This window comes from Pseudomonas wadenswilerensis, assembly GCF_024749185.1.
Classification (GTDB): domain Bacteria; phylum Pseudomonadota; class Gammaproteobacteria; order Pseudomonadales; family Pseudomonadaceae; genus Aquipseudomonas; species Aquipseudomonas wadenswilerensis.
The window spans coordinates 1572604-1593950 of sequence record NZ_CP087191.1 but is presented as its reverse complement, the minus strand read 5'-3'; the positions used below and the strand labels follow the sequence as shown (position 1 = coordinate 1593950).

General features: G+C 62.0%; 21 protein-coding genes and 4 tRNA genes. 11 read left to right on the top strand and 14 right to left on the bottom strand.

The genetic code is table 11. The features are described 5' to 3' along the window. The 3 genes from LOY45_RS07395 to lpdA are packed head-to-tail and all read left to right on the top strand — an operon-like array spanning position 1 to position 3719. Positions 1–1059, top strand: coding sequence for an alpha-ketoacid dehydrogenase subunit beta (locus tag LOY45_RS07395; protein ID WP_038996423.1), 1059 nt, complete (start codon positions 1–3; stop codon positions 1057–1059). Then, positions 1060–2331 carry a dihydrolipoamide acetyltransferase family protein gene (locus LOY45_RS07390; protein WP_115088111.1) on the top strand — a complete coding sequence of 424 codons (1272 nt, stop codon included), beginning with the start codon at positions 1060–1062 and terminating at the stop codon, positions 2329–2331. Positions 2332–2333: 2 nt separating this feature from the next. Further along, on the top strand, positions 2334–3719 hold the full coding sequence (lpdA, locus tag LOY45_RS07385; RefSeq protein ID WP_115088112.1) for a dihydrolipoyl dehydrogenase: 1386 nt from the start codon (positions 2334–2336) through the stop codon (positions 3717–3719). A 55-nt stretch (positions 3720–3774) separates the two neighbouring features. On the opposite strand, the gene LOY45_RS07380 is transcribed toward lpdA, so the two are convergent. After that, positions 3775–4788 (bottom strand): sensor domain-containing diguanylate cyclase, encoded by a 1014-nt coding sequence (locus LOY45_RS07380; protein ID WP_115088113.1) that lies wholly within the window; start codon positions 4786–4788, stop codon positions 3775–3777. 237 nt (positions 4789–5025) lie between these two features. On the opposite strand from LOY45_RS07380, the gene LOY45_RS07375 reads away from it, so the two are divergent. Beyond that, positions 5026–5622, top strand: a complete 597-nt coding sequence (locus LOY45_RS07375) for a hypothetical protein (protein ID WP_258578909.1) — start codon at positions 5026–5028, stop codon at positions 5620–5622. On the opposite strand, the gene LOY45_RS07370 is transcribed toward LOY45_RS07375, so the two are convergent. Further along, entirely contained in the window at positions 5574–6464 is an 891-nt protein-coding gene (locus LOY45_RS07370) for a LysR substrate-binding domain-containing protein (protein WP_115088115.1), read from the bottom strand. The two genes, LOY45_RS07375 and LOY45_RS07370, sit on opposite strands and share 49 nt — an antisense overlap. A gap of 117 nt (positions 6465–6581) precedes the next feature. On the opposite strand from LOY45_RS07370, the gene LOY45_RS07365 reads away from it, so the two are divergent. Both LOY45_RS07365 and LOY45_RS07360 read left to right on the top strand, forming a co-directional pair. Further along, the gene (locus tag LOY45_RS07365; RefSeq protein WP_233673965.1) at positions 6582–7208 is read left to right on the top strand and encodes a glutathione S-transferase family protein; all 627 of its coding nucleotides are present in this window, start codon (positions 6582–6584) and stop codon (positions 7206–7208) included. Positions 7209–7229: 21 nt separating this feature from the next. Next, a complete protein-coding gene (locus tag LOY45_RS07360; RefSeq protein WP_258578908.1) occupies positions 7230–8252 on the top strand; it encodes an LLM class oxidoreductase in 1023 nt (340 codons plus the stop codon). A gap of 43 nt (positions 8253–8295) precedes the next feature. Here the strand turns inward: LOY45_RS07360 and LOY45_RS07355 are convergent, their stop codons facing one another. Together LOY45_RS07355 and LOY45_RS07350 are read right to left on the bottom strand one after the other, a co-directional pair. Beyond that, the gene (locus LOY45_RS07355; protein ID WP_258578907.1) at positions 8296–8667 is read right to left on the bottom strand and encodes a c-type cytochrome; all 372 of its coding nucleotides are present in this window, start codon (positions 8665–8667) and stop codon (positions 8296–8298) included. 131 nt (positions 8668–8798) lie between these two features. Then, positions 8799–8875 (bottom strand) — tRNA-Arg (locus tag LOY45_RS07350). 293 nt (positions 8876–9168) lie between these two features. Here LOY45_RS07350 and LOY45_RS07345 point away from each other — a divergent pair. Then, positions 9169–9366 (top strand): hypothetical protein, encoded by a 198-nt coding sequence (locus LOY45_RS07345; protein WP_115088119.1) that lies wholly within the window; start codon positions 9169–9171, stop codon positions 9364–9366. Positions 9367–9369: 3 nt separating this feature from the next. On the opposite strand, the gene phnN is transcribed toward LOY45_RS07345, so the two are convergent. Together phnN and LOY45_RS07335 are read right to left on the bottom strand one after the other, a co-directional pair. Next, on the bottom strand, positions 9370–9966 hold the full coding sequence (phnN, locus tag LOY45_RS07340; RefSeq protein WP_115088120.1) for a phosphonate metabolism protein/1,5-bisphosphokinase (PRPP-forming) PhnN: 597 nt from the start codon (positions 9964–9966) through the stop codon (positions 9370–9372). Positions 9967–10002: 36 nt separating this feature from the next. Further along, entirely contained in the window at positions 10003–10194 is a 192-nt protein-coding gene (locus tag LOY45_RS07335) for a hypothetical protein (protein ID WP_115088121.1), read from the bottom strand. Positions 10195–10309: 115 nt separating this feature from the next. Between LOY45_RS07335 and LOY45_RS07330 the strand changes: the two genes are divergently transcribed. Further along, a complete protein-coding gene (locus LOY45_RS07330; RefSeq protein WP_010226671.1) occupies positions 10310–10636 on the top strand; it encodes an Arc family DNA-binding protein in 327 nt (108 codons plus the stop codon). A gap of 59 nt (positions 10637–10695) precedes the next feature. On the opposite strand, the gene LOY45_RS07325 is transcribed toward LOY45_RS07330, so the two are convergent. From LOY45_RS07325 to fepB, 3 genes are read right to left on the bottom strand one after another with little or no spacing between them, the layout of a single operon-like run. Then, the gene (locus LOY45_RS07325) at positions 10696–11724 is read right to left on the bottom strand and encodes a FecCD family ABC transporter permease (RefSeq protein WP_258578906.1); all 1029 of its coding nucleotides are present in this window, start codon (positions 11722–11724) and stop codon (positions 10696–10698) included. Next, positions 11721–12761: a FecCD family ABC transporter permease gene (locus LOY45_RS07320; protein ID WP_233673962.1), complete on the bottom strand. Its 1041-nt coding sequence runs from the start codon at positions 12759–12761 to the stop codon at positions 11721–11723. Before LOY45_RS07320 ends, LOY45_RS07325 begins: the two co-directional genes overlap by 4 nt. Before the next feature lie 3 nt (positions 12762–12764). Continuing rightward, positions 12765–13694 carry a Fe2+-enterobactin ABC transporter substrate-binding protein gene (fepB, locus tag LOY45_RS07315; protein ID WP_115088123.1) on the bottom strand — a complete coding sequence of 310 codons (930 nt, stop codon included), beginning with the start codon at positions 13692–13694 and terminating at the stop codon, positions 12765–12767. Positions 13695–13851: 157 nt separating this feature from the next. Between fepB and LOY45_RS07310 the strand changes: the two genes are divergently transcribed. After that, positions 13852–14652 (top strand): ABC transporter ATP-binding protein, encoded by an 801-nt coding sequence (locus LOY45_RS07310; protein WP_115088124.1) that lies wholly within the window; start codon positions 13852–13854, stop codon positions 14650–14652. Here the strand turns inward: LOY45_RS07310 and LOY45_RS07305 are convergent. Continuing rightward, on the bottom strand, positions 14640–15431 hold the full coding sequence (locus LOY45_RS07305; protein ID WP_115088506.1) for an IclR family transcriptional regulator: 792 nt from the start codon (positions 15429–15431) through the stop codon (positions 14640–14642). The two genes, LOY45_RS07310 and LOY45_RS07305, sit on opposite strands and share 13 nt — an antisense overlap. Before the next feature lie 182 nt (positions 15432–15613). Here LOY45_RS07305 and LOY45_RS07300 point away from each other — a divergent pair, with 182 nt between their 5' ends. After that, a complete protein-coding gene (locus LOY45_RS07300; protein WP_134063675.1) occupies positions 15614–17701 on the top strand; it encodes a TonB-dependent receptor in 2088 nt (695 codons plus the stop codon). A 33-nt stretch (positions 17702–17734) separates the two neighbouring features. Next, positions 17735–19042, top strand: coding sequence for an NtaA/DmoA family FMN-dependent monooxygenase (locus LOY45_RS07295; protein ID WP_258578905.1), 1308 nt, complete (start codon positions 17735–17737; stop codon positions 19040–19042). A 56-nt stretch (positions 19043–19098) separates the two neighbouring features. Here the strand turns inward: LOY45_RS07295 and mgtE are convergent, their stop codons facing one another. The 4 genes from mgtE to LOY45_RS07275 form a co-directional block, all read right to left on the bottom strand. Then, complete coding sequence (gene mgtE, locus LOY45_RS07290; RefSeq protein WP_115088127.1) at positions 19099–20541, bottom strand: magnesium transporter; 1443 nt, start codon at positions 20539–20541, stop codon at positions 19099–19101. Between the two features lie 388 nt (positions 20542–20929). Further along, a tRNA-Arg gene (locus tag LOY45_RS07285) sits at positions 20930–21006 on the bottom strand. Between the two features lie 76 nt (positions 21007–21082). After that, positions 21083–21159, bottom strand: a tRNA-Arg gene (locus tag LOY45_RS07280). Positions 21160–21236: 77 nt separating this feature from the next. Next, positions 21237–21313, bottom strand: a tRNA-Arg gene (locus tag LOY45_RS07275). Between the last annotated feature and the right edge of the window lie 34 nt (positions 21314–21347).

Here is a 21347-nt window from a genome sequence, read left to right as displayed (position 1 = left end):
ATGAACGATCACAACACTTCAATCCAGTTGGAAACCGCTATGGCGACCACCACCATGACCATGATCCAGGCCCTGCGCTCGGCCATGGACATCATGCTAGAGCGCGATGACAACGTCGTGGTGTATGGCCAGGACGTCGGCTACTTCGGTGGCGTGTTCCGTTGCACCGAAGGCCTGCAGACCAAGTACGGCAAGTCGCGGGTATTCGATGCGCCAATCTCCGAAAGCGGCATCGTCGGAACCGCCGTGGGCATGGGTGCCTATGGCCTGCGCCCGGTGGTGGAAATCCAGTTCGCCGACTACTTCTACCCGGCCTCCGACCAGATCGTCTCGGAAATGGCCCGCCTGCGTTATCGCTCGGCCGGCGAGTTCGTCGCCCCGCTGACCCTGCGCATGCCCTGCGGTGGCGGTATCTACGGCGGCCAGACCCACAGCCAGAGCCCTGAAGCGATGTTCACCCAGGTCTGTGGCCTGCGTACCGTGATGCCTTCCAACCCTTACGACGCCAAAGGCCTGCTGATCGCCTCGATCGAAAACGACGACCCGGTGATCTTCCTTGAGCCCAAGCGCCTGTACAACGGCCCGTTCGACGGCCACCACGACCGCCCGGTAACCCCGTGGTCGAAACACCCGGCCAGCGCCGTACCGGACGGCTACTACACCGTGCCGCTGGACAAGGCGGCGATTACCCGCCCGGGCAAGGACGTCACCGTGCTGACCTATGGCACCACCGTCTATGTCTCGCAGGTGGCCGCTGAAGAAACCGGCGTCGACGCCGAGGTCATCGACCTGCGCAGCCTCTGGCCGCTGGACCTGGAAACCATCGTCGAGTCGGTGAAAAAGACCGGCCGTTGCGTGGTGGTCCATGAAGCCACGCGCACCTGCGGCTTCGGTGCCGAGCTGATCGCGCTGGTCCAGGAACACTGCTTCCATCACCTCGAAGCTCCGATCGAACGCGTCACCGGTTGGGACACCCCCTACCCGCACGCACAGGAGTGGGCGTATTTCCCCGGCCCTTCGCGAGTGGGCGCGGCATTGAAACGGGTCATGGAGGTCTGAATGGGCACGCACGTCATCAAGATGCCGGATATCGGTGAAGGCATCGCACAAGTTGAACTGGTGGAATGGTTCGTCAAGGTCGGCGATACCGTCACTGAAGACCAGGTCGTGGCCGATGTCATGACCGACAAGGCCACCGTCGAAATCCCTTCGCCGGTCAGCGGCAAGGTCCTGGCCCTGGGCGGCCAGCCCGGTGAAGTCATGGCGGTGGGCAGCGAACTGATCCGCATCGAAGTCGAAGGCGCCGGCAACGTAGGAGCGGGCTTGCCCCGCGAAGAGGCCAGTGCAGTCGCTGCACCTGCCCCTGAACCAGCAGCAAAACCTGCTGCACCAGCACCCGTTGCTGCACCCGCAGCCTCCACCCACCAGCCCGCCGCCATCGTTCCGCGCGAAGCCCACGAACGCCCACTGGCCTCGCCTGCCGTGCGCAAGCGTGCCCTGGATGCCGGCATCGAGCTGCGTTACGTACATGGCAGCGGCCCGGCCGGACGCATCCTGCACGACGACCTCGACGCCTTCCTGGCCCAGCCAACCACCAGCAGCCAAAGTGCCCCTGGCGGTTACGCCAAGCGCAACGACAGCGAGCAGATCCCGGTGATCGGCCTGCGCCGCAAGATTGCCCAGCGCATGCAGGATGCCAAGCGCCGCGTCGCCCACTTCAGCTACGTCGAGGAAATCGACGTCACCGCCGTGGAAGAGCTGCGCCAGCACCTGAACAAGAAGTGGGGCGACAGCCGTGGCAAGCTGACCCTGTTGCCATTCCTGGTGCGCGCCATGGTCGTCGCCCTGCGCGAGTTCCCGCAGATCAACGCCACCTACGACGACGAAGCCCAGGTCATCACCCGCCACGGCGCGGTGCATGTCGGCATCGCCACCCAGGGCGACAATGGCCTGATGGTACCGGTACTGCGCCACGCCGAAGCCGGCAGCCTGTGGAGCAACGCCGGCGAGATCGTGCGCCTGGCCAACGCCGCCCGCGGCAACAAGGCCAGCCGTGAAGAACTGTCGGGCTCGACCATCACCCTGACCAGCCTCGGCGCCCTCGGCGGCATCGTCTCCACCCCGGTAGTCAACACCCCGGAAGTGGCGATTGTCGGGGTCAACCGCATGGTTGAACGGCCGATGGTCATCAATGGCCAGATCGTCATTCGCAAGATGATGAACCTCTCCAGCTCGTTCGATCACCGCGTGGTCGATGGCATGGACGCGGCACTCTTCATCCAGGCCATCCGCGGCCTGCTCGAACAACCTGCCAGCCTGTTTGTGGAGTGACCATGCAACAGACGCTCAACACTACCCTGCTGATCATCGGCGGCGGCCCCGGCGGTTATGTCGCGGCCATTCGCGCCGGCCAACTGGGCATTCCCACGGTGCTGGTCGAAGGCCAGGCCCTGGGTGGCACTTGCCTGAACATCGGCTGCATTCCGTCCAAGGCGCTGATCCACGTCGCCGAACAGTTCCACCAGACCCAGCTGCACAGCCAGCAGTCGAGCCTGGGCATCAAGGTCTCGCCACCGAGCCTGGACATCACCCAGAGCGTGGCCTGGAAAGACGGCATCGTCGATCGCCTGACCAGCGGCGTCGCGGCCCTGCTGAAAAAACACGGGGTCAAGGTGATCCACGGCTGGGCGAAGATTCTCGATGGCAAGCACGTCGAAGTCGACGGCCAGCGCATCCAGTGCGAGCACCTGCTGCTGGCCACCGGCTCAAGCAGCGTCGAACTGCCGATGCTGCCGCTGGGTGGCCCGATCATTTCCTCCACCGAGGCCCTGGCGCCGAAAACCCTGCCCAAGCACCTGACCGTGGTTGGCGGCGGCTACATCGGCCTGGAGCTGGGCATCGCCTACCGTAAGCTTGGCGTCGAGGTCAGCGTGGTCGAAGCCCGCGAGCGCATCCTGCCAACCTACGACAGTGAACTGACCGCACCGGTGGCCGAGTCGATCAAGAAGCTGGGGATCAAGCTCTACCTCAAGCACAGCGTCGAAGGTTTCGATGCCGACAAGCAGGCGTTGCAGGTACGTGATCCTGAGGGTGAACTGCTGCAACTGAGCACTGACCAGGTACTGGTCGCGGTCGGGCGCAAGCCGCGCACCCAGGGCTTCAACCTGGAAAGCCTGGCGCTGAAGATGAACGGTTCGGCGGTTGCCATCGACGACCAATGCAAGACCAGCATGCTCAACGTCTGGGCCATCGGCGATATCAGCGGAGAACCGATGCTCGCCCACCGGGCCATGGCCCAGGGTGAAATGGTTGCCGAACTTGTTGCCGGCAAGTCGCGGCGCTTCGAGCCGGCCGCCATTGCCGCGGTGTGTTTCACCGACCCGGAACTGGTGGTGGTTGGCAAGACCCCGGAACAGGTCGAGCAGGATGGCCTGGACTGTATCGTTGCACAGTTCCCGTTCGCCGCCAACGGCCGAGCCATGACCCTGGAATCGAAAAGCGGTTTCGTGCGCGTGGTCGCCCGTCGCGACAATCACCTGATCCTCGGCTGGCAGGCGGTCGGCGTTGGCGTCTCGGAGCTGTCCACCGCCTTTGCCCAGTCACTGGAAATGGGCGCGTGCCTGGAAGATGTGGCGGGAACCATCCACGCTCACCCAACCCTGGGTGAGGCGGTACAGGAAGCGGCACTGCGCGCCCTGGGGCACGCCCTGCATCTGTAGACACTGAAGCGGCTGAGGCCGATTTGACCCGCTGCTCCGTGCAGCGGGTCCTTTTTCATTCACCGATTTCATCCTTGCCGGCCGCCTTGGCCCGGTACAGCGCCTGGTCCGCCCGGCACAGCAGCTGCGCCTGCCCTTCACCTTCCAGCCACTCGACCACGCCATAGCTCATGGTCAGCAACCGCTCGCCCACCGGCGGCGCCTGCTCCAGCGCCTGGCGAATCTGCCGCGCCAGCTGCAGCGCCTCTTGCCGCTGCGTGCCCGGCAGCACCGCAACGAACTCATCACCGCCCCACCGCGCCAGCAGGTCATCGCTGCGCAGGCAGACCTTGATCCGCTCCACCGAGGCGATCAGCGCCTGATCACCCTGGGCATGGCCGTACTGGTCGTTGATCGGCTTGAAGTCGTCGATATCCATGATGATCAGCGCCAGCGGCTGGCGAAAGCGCCGCGCCCGCTCGCACTCCTGCTGCAGGACCTTTTCCAGGCGGTAACGGTTGGCCACCAGGGTCAGGGCATCGCGCTCGGCCAGGTCGCGGTTCTCATCGAGCTGGCGCTGCAGTTGCTGATTGACCCAGGACAGCTCGCGGGTGCGCTCGGCGATCTGCGCTTCCAGGCTCAGGTTCTTTTCCTCCAGCCGATCAACCAGGCGCCTGGCGTCATCGATATTGCGGTGGGCACCGAGCATCCGCGCCACCGAACCATCCTCGTTGCGCGCAATTATGTGGCCGCTGTCCTCGATCCACAGGTAGCTGCCGTCCCGGCAACGACAGCGGTACTGGATGCGGTACCGCCCGGCGCGATCAGTGAGGTAATCCTCGAAATGCGCCATCACCCGCGGATAGTCCTCGGGGTGGATCACCCCTTCCCAGGTCAGCACCGTATTGTCGAGGGAATGGCTCGGGTAGCCGAGCATCCTGTACCACCCGGGATTGCGGTAGACGTAACCGGTGTTGGCATTCCAGTCCCAGATCCCGTCGCTGATCAACTCCAGCAGGGTTTGCAACTGCTCTTCCCTGAAGTCGGCCAGCGGGGCCTTCAATGGTGGTGTATCTGACGTTTGAGTCATGGACGATCTCCCTTGTCCAGGCAACTACGCCCCAGCCGGATGTTGGTGCTGCCGGTTTGAATTGATTTGCCGCTGACGGCAAGGGTTTTCCTCTTCGGGGCAAAGCATGCTCCGATTCCCTACCCGCCGTACAGCGCCACCCCCTGAATATACTAGCTCGTGGACCTGTCAGCAGAGCTGGCACAAGACTTGCCATTGATCGATGGTCAACTTGCATCCATCAAGGAGAGTGATCAGGTGAGTAGCATCAATGCCGTCAGCGCCCAGCCGCTGACCATCAACCCGACCCGTGGCGTGGCCGAGGCGGCCGCCGCCGAACAGGCCCAGTTCCGCCCGCCGGTGCCCACCAGCAGTGCCAATCGGCAGCAGCACAGCCATGGCAATAGCTCGCAGCAAAGTGCCGAAGACGCCCGCGAGGAAGCTTTCGCCAAGCTCAAGGTACAGCTGCAGAACCCGGATGTGGACATGCGTGAGCGGGCCAGCATCGGCACCAGCGAATCCGGCAAGAGCGCCACTCAGGCGTTTCGCGAGTACATGGCCCTGAGCCCGGCGGAGAAGATCAAGCTCAAGCTGCTCAACGAACTGGGCATCAGCCAGGAAGAGTTCGAGGCGTTGCCACCTGCCGAGAAGGACAAGATCGAACGCAAGATCGCCGAGCAGATGAAAAAGCAGACCGAGCTGGAGTCGCTGGCCAGCCTCAACTCCCAGCTGCAAGGGCCGGCAATCTCAGCCAAGCTGGTGGCCAATCTGACTGCGACCCAAGGTGGCAGCGATGACAATAAGGATCAAGACCTGGCATCCGCCTCTGCTCTGACCCAATCGGCGAATGCCTGAACCTCGGGGCGCTGCAAGGCTTCTTGTCGGCACACCAGGTAGTAGGCGAAACGCGCAGGCCAGGGTTTGTCGAGGGCCAGTTGCAGCCTGCCGCTGGCCAGGTCTTCCGCAGCGTGGGTGTCCTGTACCAGCGCTATGCCCTGGCCTGCAGCCGCTGCACGCAACAGCAGCAGGTCATCCTCGAAACTCGCACCGCGTGCTGCCCGCGGCTCATCGGCCACGCCATGAGCCTGTAGCCAAAGCATCCAGTCGGCGCGATCGGCATCGTGCAGCAACGGATACTTGAGACAATCGGCGGGGCGCTTCAAGGCCGGCCCTTGCGCCAGCAACTGCGGGCTGGCCACCGGCAACAGGACCGGTGCCAGTAAACGAATCGACGCCAGCCCCGGGTACTGGCCGAGCCCATGGCGCAAGGCGACGTCGATACGCTCACGTTGAAAATCCACCAGCTTGGCCGAGGCCTCGACGCGCACTTCGATCTGCGGGTGCAAGGCATTGAAACGGCCCAGGCGCGGTACCAGCCAGGAGGCTGCGAAAGACGGCACGGTGCTGATGGTCAGGGTCTTGCCCGGCGCCAGTTGCTCCAGCAATGCCAGCGATGCCTCGATCTGATCGAAGCCCTTGAGCAGCCCCGGATACACCCGCGCGCCGGCTTCGCTCAGGTGCACGCCATGGCGGCCACGCACGAACAACACCACGCCCATGCGCGCCTCGAGCAGGCGCACCTGCTGGCTGACCGCCCCCGGCGTTACCCCCATGCGCTCGGCGGCCGCCTTGAGGCTGCCCAGACGTGCCGCTTCAGTGAAGGCCCGCAATGCCAACAACGGTAGAACCGCGCCCATTTCTACCCTCTCCATGGTTTAGAAAATCTATCGCCTAAACGCAGAATTGATCGTTTTTCAATCAGCCAAGGCCTGCCTAGCATAGCCCTTCTCTGAACACTCCTGAAGAGAAGGCCCATGCCGTTGATTCTTTATAGCGATAGCTCACCTAATGGCTTCAAGATCACCATCGCCCTGGAAGAACTAGGGCTGCCCTACACCCTCAAGCACGTGCAGATCGACCGTGGCGAGCATCGCCAGGCTGACTTTCTCAAGCTCAACCCCCATGGACGCATCCCGGTACTGGTCGATCCCGAGTCCGATATCACCCTCTTCGAGTCTGCGGCGATCCTGCTGTACCTGGCCGAAAAGAGCGCACGCCTGCTGCCGGATACCCCCAGCGAACGCTGGGCGGCCATTACCTGGTTGCAGTTTCACGCAGCGAGCATGGGGCCGATTCTGGGTCAGCGCGTGCATTTCGAACTGTTCGCCCAGCAGCCCTGCCCCGAGGCCATCGCCCGCTACCGGCGCCTGAGCGAAGAACTGTTCAGCACCCTCGACCAACGCCTGGCCGACCGGCCCTGGCTGGCGGGCAGCAGCTATTCGATCGCTGACATCGCCACCTTCGGCTGGACCCATATCGCCCGGGTTATCGACTTCGATTTCAGCCAGTACCGGCATCTGAGCGCCTGGCATGAGCGCGTCAGTCAGCGCCCTGCCGTCCAGCGCGGCATCCGCCTGCCAGCACCTGCCACTGGCCCCTGAAGCGCAACAAGGAATTTGCCGATGAACCCGACATTAACGGGCGCCAGCGCCCATGCCTTCGCCCATCACCCCGGCTATCGACGCATGTTCGCCGCCGACCACCTGACCCTGGGTATCTTCCTGCCGCTGCGCTTCTACCGCGGCGACATGGCGGTGCTCAATGGTCAGGCCGCGCTGGTCGGCGAGATCGACCGCCTCGGCTTTGCCGCCGTCTGGGTGCGTGATGTGCCGTTGTACGATCCGCACTTTGGCGATGCCGGCCAGCTGTTCGATCCTTTCGCCTACCTCAGCTACCTGGCCGCGCACACCCGGCGCATCGCCCTGGCGACGGGCAGCGCGATCTTCGCCTTGCGTCATCCGATCGACCTGGCCAAGGCCGCCACTACCATCGACCAGTTGTCAGGCGGGCGCCTGGTCATGGGTATCGCCTCCGGGGACCGCCCGATTGAGTTTCCCGCCTATGGCCTGGAGCACAGCGAGCGTGGCGAGCGCTTTGCCGAGGCAGTGCGGTATTTTCGCCAACTGCTGCAGGTTGGCGACCATCCGATTCAATCAGCACTGGGCCACCTTAATGGCGCGCAACTGCTGCCCAAGCCCGTCAGCGGAGCCATCCCCCTGCTGGTGACCGGCAGCTCGCGCCAGTCCCTGCAGTGGCTGGGCGAGCAGGCCGATGGCTGGCTGACCTTTCCTGAGGCGACCGAGAACATTCTCGGCCCTCGGCGCCTGGCCGAAAAAATCCGCGCCTGGCGCGACCACATTCCCGGTGGCGGCTTTCGTCCGCACGTGACCAACGAGTGGATCGACCTGGACGCCAACCCCGACTTTCCACGCACGGCCATGCAAGGCGGCTACGTGCTGAGGACCGGGCGCAAGGGGCTGATTGATCTGCTCGGGGAATGGCAGGATGCCGGGGTCAATCATGCGGCGCTGGGCATACAGTTTTGCCAGCGGCCGGCAGACGAAGTGATTCAGGAGCTGGCAGAAGAAGTGCTACCGCTGTTTGCGTCCCATGAAGGGCCGCTGCCGTTGCGGCAAGACTGGTAGGCCCCAGGCCGCTGTTCACGCAGCAGCGGCCTGGCACCACAAATCATCGACTTCTTGAAATCACTGCACTCATGTATTGATTCAAATCGCGAAAATCCTGAACCCTCCAGGCGTACGGCGATAGCTTTACGCCATTCTCTCGCAATGTTCTCGGAATCAGGTCGCCATTGGGGCGAAGTATTACCGATGAGACAATAACGCCCGGATAATCAGCCAATCGTTTTTTGAAAGCGGCGGTTGTAAGGTCCGGGGTAGGAGGGTTGCTTTTGTTAGCCAACGGCCCTGTACCCTTGAGATCTGCGCCGTGACACATGACGCACCTCTGTAAATAGAGATTTTTCCCGTTATCCGCAAAGGACAGTGATGGTTGAATTAGCGATAAAGCCCCTAGGGAAGCAATGAATAATTTTTTCATTTCTCATGCAGCCTTAATGAAAAAAACCCCTCCAGATGATTCTGAAAGGGGCTTTATTTATTCCTTCCGCTGCCACGCTGCCGTCACAGAGAAACGCAGTCAGACAGATGGCCAGAAAGGCCCGAATTCGTTGGTGTCCCAGGGCAGGTTCGAACTGCCAACCTTCCCCTTAGGAGGGGGATGCTCTATCCAATTGAGCTACTGAGACGCAGAGCCGGCAACGAGCGTCGCGCGGCAGGGACGGCGTGCATGTTAACCAGCAGGCCGGCATTTGTCATGTCATCCGTGGGGCTTTTTGCCTGTGGGCTTTTTAGCGGATCGTGCAATCTGCAATGAGGCAGTCAGCCATCATTGCAGATTGCACGGAAAATCACGCGAAAAACCAACGTAAGCGACTGATTTTAAAGGGTAAAAACCGATAAAAAGCCTGGCATGCAGTGTGCTTTATCTATTTCATGAAAAGTGGCTAGGGCTCAGCCCTCACCTTTGCGGAGTATGCCCATGAACAGCACCCTGCTTCTGCTCAACGCCCTGGCTCTGGCCGTTCTGGTTGGCCTGGTCGTGCAACCCGACGGCATTGCCGTGCCTGCGCAGGCCCATGCCGTGCCGGCGATGAAGGCGCAACTGGCGGTGTTTGGCACCCAGGCCGCGCAAGTACAAAGCGCACCCCAAGTCAGCAACGAACGGCTGGTGTTCTAGGCTTCAGCTCGCGCCAAGCAGGCCTTGCTCGCGCAGCAGCCCAAGCAAGCGCTGGACCGCATCGGTCAAGGACGTGGAGTTGTCCAGCACTTGCACTTCACCCTCCTCTACCCTCACCTGCTGTGCCCGCGCCAGACGCTGCTCGATGTCTTGAGCGGTTTCCCGGTTACGATCCAGCAAGCGCTGGCGCAATACCTGATGATCAACCCGCAGCAGCACCGGTAACAGATCCGGGTAGCGTTCACGTGCCTGCTGCAAATGCGCGCGCGAGCCATTGACCAGCACCGCCTGCCCTTCAGCCAGCCAGGCATCGATTTGCACCGGTATGCCATAGGCCAGGCCATTGGCCTGCCACTGCAGGGCAAAGGCGCCCTCGGCGCACAGGCGTTCGAACTGTTCAGGGGATACACCGATGGCATCTTCGCCCTTGGCCTCGGCCGAACGGGTGATCACGCGCCGGGCGATGTGCACGTTCAGGCGCTGCAGTTCAGGGCGCGCCGCATCGATGAGGGAATCTTTTCCGGCACCTGAGGGTCCCATCAGGTACACCAGACGACCCGGGTTCACTGTACGCCGCGTCGCGCTTGCGTCATGCTGCATAGCTACTATGCTCAATGGTAAGAAAGCACGCGCATTCTAGACGCTTTCCAAGGCCTTTTCTGCCTGTTGCATGCCGTTGCCGACGAAGGTCTGCAGCAACGGAAAAAGAGAAAATGAAAACTTTTCAAACCAGTGCTCATTTCTGATAATTGGTACTGGCAAAACGCCTTTATCCGGTTCAATATTTGTCACAGAATTGACGCCAAGGAACCGGCGATAATGAGGCATGATTCACGCCTCATTCACAATTCAGGTTGAACATTTTGACGCCGGGATGGTCGTAGTGACATCGTGCGGCCAATTTCGAGAACCGCTTCCCCTGAACCAAAAACCGGTCAATTATATGCGCCCAATGAAACAGGCTATTTACTCAAGCCGCACCGCTGACAAATTCGTCGTCCGCCTCCCCGACGGAATGCGTGAGCGCATTGCCGAGGTAGCGCGCAACCACCACCGCAGCATGAACTCGGAAATCATCGCTCGCCTGGAGCAGAGCCTTATTCAGGAAGGTGCACTGGGTGAAGAACTGAGCATGCGTCTGGACAGCCCGGAACTGTCCCTGCACGAACGCGAACTGTTGCAACGTTTCCGCCAGCTTTCCCATCGCCAGCAGAATGCGCTGGTGTCGTTGATTGCCCATGACGCCGAGATGGCAGCTGACGCTTCCTGATTTCGTGGCACAATCACTCAAGGCCAATGCTCACGCATTGGCCTTTTTTATTACCTCGATCAAACCCGTTTGCTGCGCGACAGTAGCCAGAGCAGATAGAAACCGCCGAGCAAACCCGTACTCAGGCCGATGGGCAGATTGAGATTCAACGCCAGGCGCTGGCTGAGCAGGTCGGCCACCAGCAACAGCACCGCGCCCATCAACGCTGCCGGCACCAACGGCACTTCAGGCGCACCGGTCAAACGCCTGGCCAGCTGTGGAGCAGCCAGGGCGATAAAGGCGATAGGCCCGGCAGCTGCAGTGGCAATCGCGGTCAACGCCACGGCAGCCAACACCATGATCAGCCTTGTGCGCTCCGGCGCGATACCGAGCTGACTGGCCGTGTCATCGCCCATTTCCAGCAGGTCGATGTGTCGCGCATGACCAATAACCACCGGCACAATGGCAATGAAACCTGACGCTGCCGGCAGTACGTGGGACCAGGTGCGGGTATTGAGCGAACCGGCCAGCCAGATTTGCGCCGACATGGCCCGGTCGAGGTCGCCCATGACCAGCAGCACTGTATTCAGGCCCGAGAGCATGGCGCCGACACCAATCCCCACCAGCACCAGCCGATAGCCACCGGTGCTACGCCCGCGCATCGACAGCACGAACACCAGCAAGGCCGTGCCCACTCCTGCGAGCACCGCCGCCAGCGAGGTTCCCAGGGGGCCAGCATCGAACAGGATGATCTGCACAATGGCGCCGCTGGCAGCCCCGGTGGTAAAGCCGATGACATCCGGAGACCCGAGGGCGTTGCGCGAGATCGACTGGAAGATCGAACCGGCCATGCCCAGCGCGCCGCCCACCAGCAGCGCAGTCAGCACCCGCGGCAAGCGAACCCGCTGAATCACCCGGTCGGCGGTCGGATTGTCGCCTCCCCCGAGCAAACTCTCGAACACCTGGCCAGGTGTCAACGGCAACGATCCCACGCCCAGCAAGAGGATCGCCAGGCCCACGGCTATCAGCGCCAGCACTGCACAGACCACGGCAACCCGTGGCCGCCAGCGCAGTGAATAGTTACCCAGGCGCAGCACCGCCCCCGTCATGACCGGCTCATCCGGAACTTGCGCACGATGACAATGAAGAACGGCCCACCGATCAGCAAGGCAATGATCCCGGCGGCGACCTCCGCTGGCGCAGCGACAACACGGCCGATTACATCGGCGCCCAGCAGCAGGATCGCGGCAATCAGCCCGGCATAGGGCACTATCCAGCGGTAGTCCGGCCCCACCACCCGCCGGGCTAGATGCGGTGCGACCAGGCCGACGAAGCCGATCGGCCCGGCAGCCGCGGTTGCCGCCCCGGCCAGCAGCATCACTGCCAGGCAAGCCAGCAACCAGGTAGCGCGAAGATTGACGCCCAGGGCCTGGCCAAGATCCGTGCCCAGGGCCATGGCATTGAGGTTGCCGACGATAGCGATGGCCAGCGCCAGCCCGACAGCGGCGACCAACGCGAGCACGCCAAGGGTCTGGAAGCTGCTGCCTTCAACCGAGCCGGCCGACCATCTGCGAAAGCTGTCGAACACCTCAAGCGGGGCGTTGAGCAGGAGGATGCCGGTGATCGACGCCAGCATCACCGACAACCCCGCCCCGGCCAGCACCAGGCGCACCGGGTTGGTACCGGTTTCGTGAGCCTGGCCAAGAATGAACACGGCAAGCGCGGCCAGCCCGGCACCCGCAAAGGCGAAGCCGACATACTCGACAATGCTCACCAACTTGAACAGGGTCACGCCGATGATGACCGCCAGCGCAGCACCTGCGTTGATGCCAAGCAGCCCGGGTTCGGCCAGCGGATTACGTGTCACCGCCTGCATCAGCGCCCCGGCCACGCCCAGGGCCAGGCCCGCCAGAATGGCTACCAGGGTGCGGGGAACACGCAGTTCTCGAATCACCAGATGCTGATTGTTCTGTGGGTCATACGACCAGAAGGCATCGGCGATTTCGCCAAGACCGATGGCGCGTGAACCGATCAGCAGGCTGCAGACTGCAACCAGCCCAAGCACGCCCAGGCCAGTCAGCAGCCCCGAGGAGCGCATGCGCCGGTGCCGGTTGAAAGCCACGGTGCGCAACGCTGCAATCGCCATGGCTCAGCGCAGATGCCGGGCGACGGTATCGATCATCTGCCGGCCAGAGTAGTAGTCGACACGGAACGAGGTCGGCCCCAGGGCGTAGACTTTGTTCTGCGTCACCGCGGGCAGGTTGGCCAGTAACGGGTCGGCAAGAAACGCCTGTACATCAGCGTCGGTGGCGCCGAGCAGAAACACGCTTTCACCGGTGATCGCCGCCGAAAGGTTTTCGCGGGAGATGAACTCGAAGTCCACGGCGCGGGTAACCTCGCCACTCAGGGCCGGTGGCAGGCTCGCGACCTTGACCCCCAGCGCAGTGAACAACCGGGCCTGCGGGCTGGAAGCGCGGCCGACGGAATAGCTGCCACCGATGTTGTAACCGACGATGCTTACACCGCCTTTGGGCGGATTGATCGAGGCCGCGGTGAGTGCGGCGTAATCGTCAAAGTCCTTGATCGCTGCCTGTGCTTGCGCCTCCAGGCCTGCGGCCTTTCCCAGAGTGGTGGCAATCTCTTGCCAGCTCTGGTTCGAGTAATTGACCACCAAGGTCGGTATGCCCTGGGCCTCCAGCTCGGCCTGGTGCTGGACCACGCTGTCGGCACCGGTGGCGGCGAGCACCAGCAGGTCCGGATTGACGCCGAGCACCGCCTCGATATCGAACACCAGGTTGGGGTACAGCACCTCGACCTGGCGCGCATCGGCGACGCTCGCCCACTGGCTGAAAAAGCCCTTGCTGTCGGTCATCCGGCTCGGGGTGGTGGCAGCAGTGGCCACCAGCGGTGCCTTCATGGCCAGCAGGATGCCGGTGACACTCGGCGAGGTCGAGGCAATCCGCAGCGGCTTGGACTGCCCGGCCGCGACAGCGGTTGCCGGACGCAGCCCGACGGCGGTACAGGCGAGCAGGATCAGCGCCGCAACAGCCAGCGTTGGCGCAAATGTGAGCTTTTTCATCGGCGATCTTTCTTCGGCTACAAGTGAGGCAGGAAGGGTTCGACAGCGGGTGCTTGCCCGCCTAAACGTGGATGCGATGCAATCTCATTCCATATTGCAGAATTAATTCTGCACATGCAATACTCGCCGCCGAGCTGCCAGCCAGGAAAGGCCACCCATGACGCATCGCCTGCATGCTGACACCGTGACGCTGTGTTACGACCAGCGCACCATCTCCAGCGACCTGTCCATCGCCATCCCCGATGGCTCCTTCAGCGTGATTGTCGGGCCCAATGCCTGTGGTAAATCCACCCTGCTGCGCGCCTTGTCGCGGCTGCTTGTTCCCGCCCAAGGCCGAGTGGTGCTTGACGGTAAAACCATCACCGAGCTTCCCGCCAAGGAGGTCGCCCGACGCCTCGGCCTGCTGCCGCAAAGCGCCACGGCACCGGAAGGCATCACGGTTGCCGACCTGGTGGCACGCGGGCGATTCCCTCACCAATCATTCTTGCGCCAATGGTCCGCGGCCGATGAACAGGCGGTCAACTCTGCCATGGCCGCAACCCAGGTCAGCGAGCTGGCGGAACGGGTGCTGGATGAACTCTCTGGCGGCCAGCGTCAGCGGGTATGGATTGCCATGGTGCTGGCGCAGGACACACCGATCCTGCTGCTCGATGAGCCCACCACCTTCCTCGACATCGCCCACCAGATCGAACTGCTCGAACTGCTCAGCGATCTCAACCGCCAGGGTCGGACCATCGTTGCGGTACTGCACGACCTCAACCAGGCCTGCCGCTACGCTTCACACCTGATTGCCATGCGCGGCGGCGCGGTGCTGGCCCAGGGCGAGCCTGGCGCAATATTCACCGAAGCGCTGGTAGAGGAGGTATTCGGCCTGGCCTCGGTGATCATTGCCGACCCGGTCACCGGCACCCCGCTGGTGGTACCCAAGGGACGCCAGATGCAGATTCAACCGCGCTGATCGAAAATCCGCCCACCCGTGGCCTGGTTGACCAGGCCGGCTTCACGGTGCAAGGCGTCGCGATCCTCTGCTGATTTGAGCTGGCCAAGGTCAGTGACCGTGGTCATCACGCAGACAATTTCCTGCTGGGCGTCGAACACCGGCGCCGCCTGGCCGGTAACATTCGACAGCAAATGGCTGGTCAGCTCGGCCCAGCGGCCGCTACGCACCTCATCGAGCAGCGCCTTGCTCGGCGGCGTGCCGCGAAAATGCGCCGGCTGCTGCTTGCGCGCGGCATCGATCACCGCCTTGGGCAGGAAGGCCTGGAACACCAGGCCGCAGGCGGTATTGTCAATCGGCAGGATATCGCCCAATGCCAGCGGGTTGATCGAGAAATAGGCACTGCGGTACCAACGCACCAGTGTCGGCCCGCGGTCGGTCCAGATCGCCACCCCGCCGCTGGCGGCATGCTGCTGGGCCAGGGACTTCATGTGCTGGGCGGCGATGTCTACCGCGTCGACACGCTTCAAGGCGCTGATGCCAATGTTCAAGGCGGCCGGCCCCAGGTCGTACAGGCCGCTGGCCGGGTCCTGCTTGGCCAGGCCTTCCTTGACCAGGCTCTGCAGATAGCGGTGGGCGGTCGAGCCGCCGGTAGCGGTGCGCCGAGCGACCTCCCCCAGCGCCAACTCACTCTCGGCATTGGCCAGGACCTGGAGAAAACGCACCGCGATCGACACCGACTGAATAGTGCCGGAGCGCTTTTCCGGGGCTGCTTGCGCTTCTTCGTCCAGGGCGGTCATCTCATTGTTCAATTGTTCGCTCTCCTCGCCGGCGCGCACGGTCGCGCTTGTTGGCGGCCATGATACCGATTCCATGAACCTGTACCTATTCCCATTTTGCGGAATGAATTCTTTATTGAGGAACGCAATGGCACCATGCTACCCTCGAACGGGAAAGAGGATCATTCTCATTTGGGGGCATCTTGAAGGCACATCCACACCGCACACTGCGCCAAGGCTTTAGTGTGTTGACACTCTCGACATTGCTGGCATCGCCTTACGCCTTTGGACAATCCGTCGTCACTACCCACAAGCAGAGCGTTGTTTTCGAGCCGATCATCGTCACCGGCGAAAAGCTCGAACGCGACCTGAAAGACACGGCCTCTTCCGTATCGATCAAGACCGCCAAGGAGATCGACAAGGAAAAGACCGGCAGCGCGTCGGTGTCGGAAGTGCTCAATGATGTACCCAACGTGATCTACACCGACTCGGTGGGCGCGCCGATCATTCGCGGCCAGGACACCCAGGGCCCGAACAATGGCCAGAACGTGTTCTGGGGTGGCACCGTGCCGCGGGCGACGATCAACCTCGACGGCCATTACCTGAACTACAACGAGATGTTCTTCGGTGCCACCTCGGTCTGGGACGTGGACAGCATCGAAGTGTTCCGTGGTCCACAGACCACCTCGCAAGGGGCCAACGCCATTGCCGGTGCGATCATCGTCAACACCAAGGATCCGACCTTCACTCCGCAGGCGGCCTACCAGACCGAGATCGGCAGCTACGATGCCAAGCGCAGCTCGGTTGCCATTTCCGGCCCGCTGATGGGCAATGAACTGGCCGGACGCCTGGCGGTGGACTACTCGGCGCGCGACACTTTCATCGACTACGACAATCCGAAATTCCAACCCGGCAAGACCGACCAGAATTTCCGTGCCGTCAATGCCCGGGCCAAGCTGCTGTGGGTGCCTGAGTCACTGCCGGGGCTTGAGGCCAAATACACCTTCTCGCACAACGATAGCAATCGCCCGACCCAGGAAGCGGCCTCAGCGCCCTTTCACAAGCTCGACCACGACACCACCACCATGCCCAGCTGGGAGCAAGACACCAACACCAGCGTGCTGGATGTCAGCTATGACTTCGACAACGGCATCAAGCTGTTCAACCAGGCGCAGTATTCGCTGTCCAACGTGCAGCGGGTAACCGGCGTTGCCGGTGAAGGCGATGCCGATATCAAGCAGAAGAACGCCTCCAACGAATCGCGTATTACCTTTGGCGACGCGCTTGATACCGTCAGCGGCATGGGCGGCATCTACTATGCCCACACCAAGACCGACGAAACCCTGAACCTGCGCGGACTGTCGGCCTTCGATGACACCAAGGAAAACCTCGGTATCTTCGGCGAGCTGAACTACCGCCTGAGTGACCGCTGGACCCTGAGCACCGGCCTGCGCTATCAGCAGGATCACATCGAGCGCCAGGGCAATTCAGTGCTTGCGCCCACGGCACTGGACTACGGGAAAACCTTCTCCGCCCTGCTGCCCAAGGTCTCGCTGGCCTTCGCCGCGACGCCGGACTGGACCGTCGGCGCCCTGGTCAGCCGCGGTTACAACCCCGGCGGTGTGTCACTCAACCTGACCACCCGGCAGTGGGCATACTTCAAGGAAGAGTCGATCTGGAACTATGAGCTGTTCAGCCGCGCCAACCTGCTCGACGACCGCCTGATCCTCAGTAGCAACCTGTTCTACATGGACTTCAAGGACGCCCAGTACAACATCCCGGTGGTGATCTCCCCGGGCGTCGCCCAGTCCTACACCATCAACGCGGAAAAGGCCCATGCCTATGGCCTGGAGCTGAGCGCCGACTACCGCGTCCTCGATAACCTGACCCTCAAGGCCAGCGCCGGTACCTTACGTACACGCATCGACAAGATCTCCAGCAACGCCGACTACCAGGCCAACGAGTTTGCCCGGTCGCCCGGTTACACCTTGAGCTTCGGCCCAAGCTGGGACATCACCGACAAGCTCAACTTCAACGTCCAGGTCCGTCACCTGGATGGCTATTACTCCGACACCGCCAACACCTCGTCCTACTCGGTCAAGCCCTACACCCTCACCGATGCGCGGATGAGTTATCAGTTCAACAAGCAGGTGCAGCTGTACGGCTACGTCAAGAACGTATTCGACGACCGCTCCCCCACCTACATGCAGCAGAACCGTGGCATTGGCGGCACCGAGGCGAGCATGACCCTGCCACGCATGGTTGGCGTCGGCGTCAAGGGCGCGTTCTGAGCCGGTCTATAGATAACGAGGAGAACCGCAAGGATGAGTACCCCCAAGCGCCTGCACATTGGCCTGTCACTGGCGCCTACCTGGCTGAGCGGCGATGGCTGGCGTCGTGACAACAGCAACATCGAAGGCATCTTCACCGCCGAGTTTGCGATCGATCTGGCCAAGCGCGCCGAAGCTGCGCACCTGGACTTTGTCTTTCGCCCCGATGTACATGCCCTGGTGCCGGAGATGCTGGAAAGCGGCTCCGGGTTCGCCAGCCTGGACCCAAGCATTCTGTTGGCTGCGGTTGCCCAGCACACATCCAGGATCGGCCTGGTCTCGACCGTATCGACCACCTTTTTGCCGCCTTATGTGGTCGCCCGTCAGTTGCAGTCATTGAACTGGATCAGCAAGGGCCGGGTTGGCTGGAACATCGTCACCGCGCTGCAAGGCCATGAGAACTTCGGCCTGACGGCGATGCCCAGTGCCGATGAACGTTATGAGCGGGCTGCGGAGTTCACCCGGGTAGTGCACCAACTGTGGGAAAGCTTCCCCAGCAATGCGCTGAAACTGGATCGCAGCACTGGCCGCTATGCCGACGCCTCACAGGTTCGCCCCATCGACCACGCCGGCACTCACCTGAAGGTCAAGGGTCCGCTCAACCTGCCGATGTACGCCAACACGCGAATCCCGTTGGTGCAAGCCGGCGCCTCGGACTCGGGTCGTGACTTTGCCGCTGCGGTTGCCGACCTGGTGTTTGCACCGACACCGGATATCGAAGCCGCGCTCGACCTGCGCCGCGATCTGTCCCGTCGCGCGGAAAAACACGGCCGCTGCCCCGCCGACATTCGTCTGCTGCCCGGCCTGAGCCTGTACCTGGCCGACACCCGCGAGCAGGCCCGCGAGCTGTTCATGCAAACCCACGCGCGCATCGACAAGCCGCGCAAGTTTGCCTCGATCAAGGAGATGATCGGGATCGACCTTAGTGAATGGCCAGAGGACCGGCCGATCACCCGCGATGACCTGCCGCCACCCGCAAGCAATCCCAACAGCCGCACCCACACCAATCTGCTGCGGCGCCTGGTCGAACGTGAATCGCTGCGGGTCAGTGAGTTGTTGCTGCGTCCGGAGGTGATCTCCGCTGCGCACTGGCAAGTGATCGGTACGGTGGACGATGCGCTCGAGAGTATCGTCGAGTGGGCTGCGGCCGGGGCAATCGATGGCTTTATCGCAGCGCCCGGTGGCTCGGTGGAGTCGGTGCATCTGTTTCTTGAGCAGGTGATGCCGCGCCTGGTGCAGGCCGGGTTGTTCCGCGAGGGCTATAGCGGCTCGACCTTTATCGAACACCTCACAGAGCAATAAACGCCAGGCAAAAAAAAACACCCCTCGCGAGGGGTGTTTTTTTGTCCGATGGCCGCTCAGAGTAGGAAGATAGTGGCAAGGCCCAGGAAGATGAAAAAGCCCCCACTGTCGGTCACGGCCGTGATCATCACGCTGGAGCCCATCGCCGGATCGCGGCCCAGGCGTACCAGGGTCATGGGGATCAACACCCCCATCAGCGCCGCCAGCAACAGGTTGAGGGTCATGGCGCCGGTCATCACCACGCCGAGCGACCAGCTGTCATACAGCAGGAAGGCAACCACACCGATCACCCCACCCCAGATCAGGCCGTTGATCAACGACACCGCCAGCTCCTTGCGCATCAACCGCGAGGTGTTGCCGGGGCTGACCTGGTCCAGGGCCATGGCGCGCACGATCATGGTGATGGTCTGGTTACCGGAGTTGCCGCCGATACCGGCAACGATCGGCATCAGCGCCGCCAGTGCCACCAGCTTTTCAATCGAGCCTTCGAACAGGCCGATCACCCGCGAGGCGACGAAGGCGGTGATCAGGTTGATCGCCAGCCACGCCCAGCGGTTACGCAGCGAGCGCCAGACCGAGGCGAAGATGTCTTCTTCTTCGCGCAGACCGGCCATGCTCAGCACTTCGCTTTCGCTCTCTTCACGGATCAGGTCGACCATCTCGTCGATGGTCAGACGGCCGATCAGACGATCGCTCTTGTCCACCACCGGGGCGGAAATCAGGTCGTAACGCTCGAACGCCTGAGCGGCATCGTAGGCGTCTTCGTCCGGATGGAAGCTCACCGGGTCGCTGGCCATGACCTCGGCGACTTTCTTCTCCGGGTCGTTGACCAGTAAACGCTTGATCGGCAGCACGCCCTTGAGGATGCCGTCGTAATCGACCACGAAGAGTTTGTCGGTGTGGCCTGGCAGCTCCTTGAGACGGCGCAGGTAGCGCAAGACCACTTCGAGGCTGACGTCTTCGCGGATGGTGACCATCTCGAAGTCCATCAGCGCACCGACCTGATCCTCGTCGTAGCTCAGGGCCGAACGGACACGTTCGCGCTGCTGGGCATCGAGGCTTTCCATCAGCTCGTGGACAACGTCACGGGGCAGCTCTGGCGCCAGGTCGGCCAGTTCGTCGGCGTCCATTTCCTTGGCGGCGGCGAGCAGCTCGTGATCGTCCATGTCGGCGATCAGGGTCTCACGGACCGAGTCGGACACTTCCAGGAGGATGTCACCGTCGCGCTCGGCCTTGACCAGTTGCCAGACGGTCAGACGATCGTCCAGCGGCAGGGCTTCGAGGATGTAGGCAACGTCAGCGGAGTGCAGGTCGTCGAGCTTGCGTTGCAGCTCGACCAGGTTCTGGCGGTGAACGAGGTTTTCTACCAGGTCATGGTGATGACCTTCCTGACGGTGGGTCAGGTCTTCGACCACGCGTTGACGCTGCAACAGTTCGACCACCTGGGCCAGGCGATCCTGCAGGCTCTCTTGCGTCTTTTTTACTTCGATTTCAGTCATAGGCGAACTCCACTCCCAGCAGCGGAGCACGCCGGGAGGATCAATCAGTCAATTCTTGATTGGCAAAACTTGCTATTGAGTAACTACTGGGTAAGTCCATGGTGGTATTCCACAAGCCCCGGCGGGGCTGACGGGCGCAATCATACACCGCTTGAGCTGTCTGGGTGCTGAAAAAATCGCGGCTATAACAATCGTTTGCGAGACATACTTGTGACAACGTATGCAGGCAACAGTGCGACGGCGGCAGCGCGAAAAAAAACACATCGGGGTCGGCAAAAAATAGCGCGGGGCAGGCACGGCAATGATGACAGTGTAGTCATCACGCCTTACCGGAAGATGAATGCCGGAAAGCAAAAAGCCCGCCTTGGTAGGCGGGCTTTCTGTTGTATGGTGCACTCAGGAGGATTCGAACCTCCGACCGCTCGGTTCGTAGCCGAGTACTCTATCCAGCTGAGCTATGAGTGCAAGTTGGCGCTTGATGGACCAGATCACCTCTGGTTACAGCTAAAGCAACTTTCAAACTGAAAACTGCTTTGATGTATGGTGCACTCAGGAGGATTCGAACCTCCGACCGCTCGGTTCGTAGCCGAGTACTCTATCCAGCTGAGCTATGAGTGCAGGGTTGGCGCTTGATGGACCAGATCACCTCTGGTTGCAGCTGAAGCAGCATTCAAGTTGAAAACTGCTTCGTCGTATGGTGCACTCAGGAGGATTCGAACCTCCGACCGCTCGGTTCGTAGCCGAGTACTCTATCCAGCTGAGCTATGAGTGCATTTGTTACCGCGCATTATAGGCCGCTAAATCTT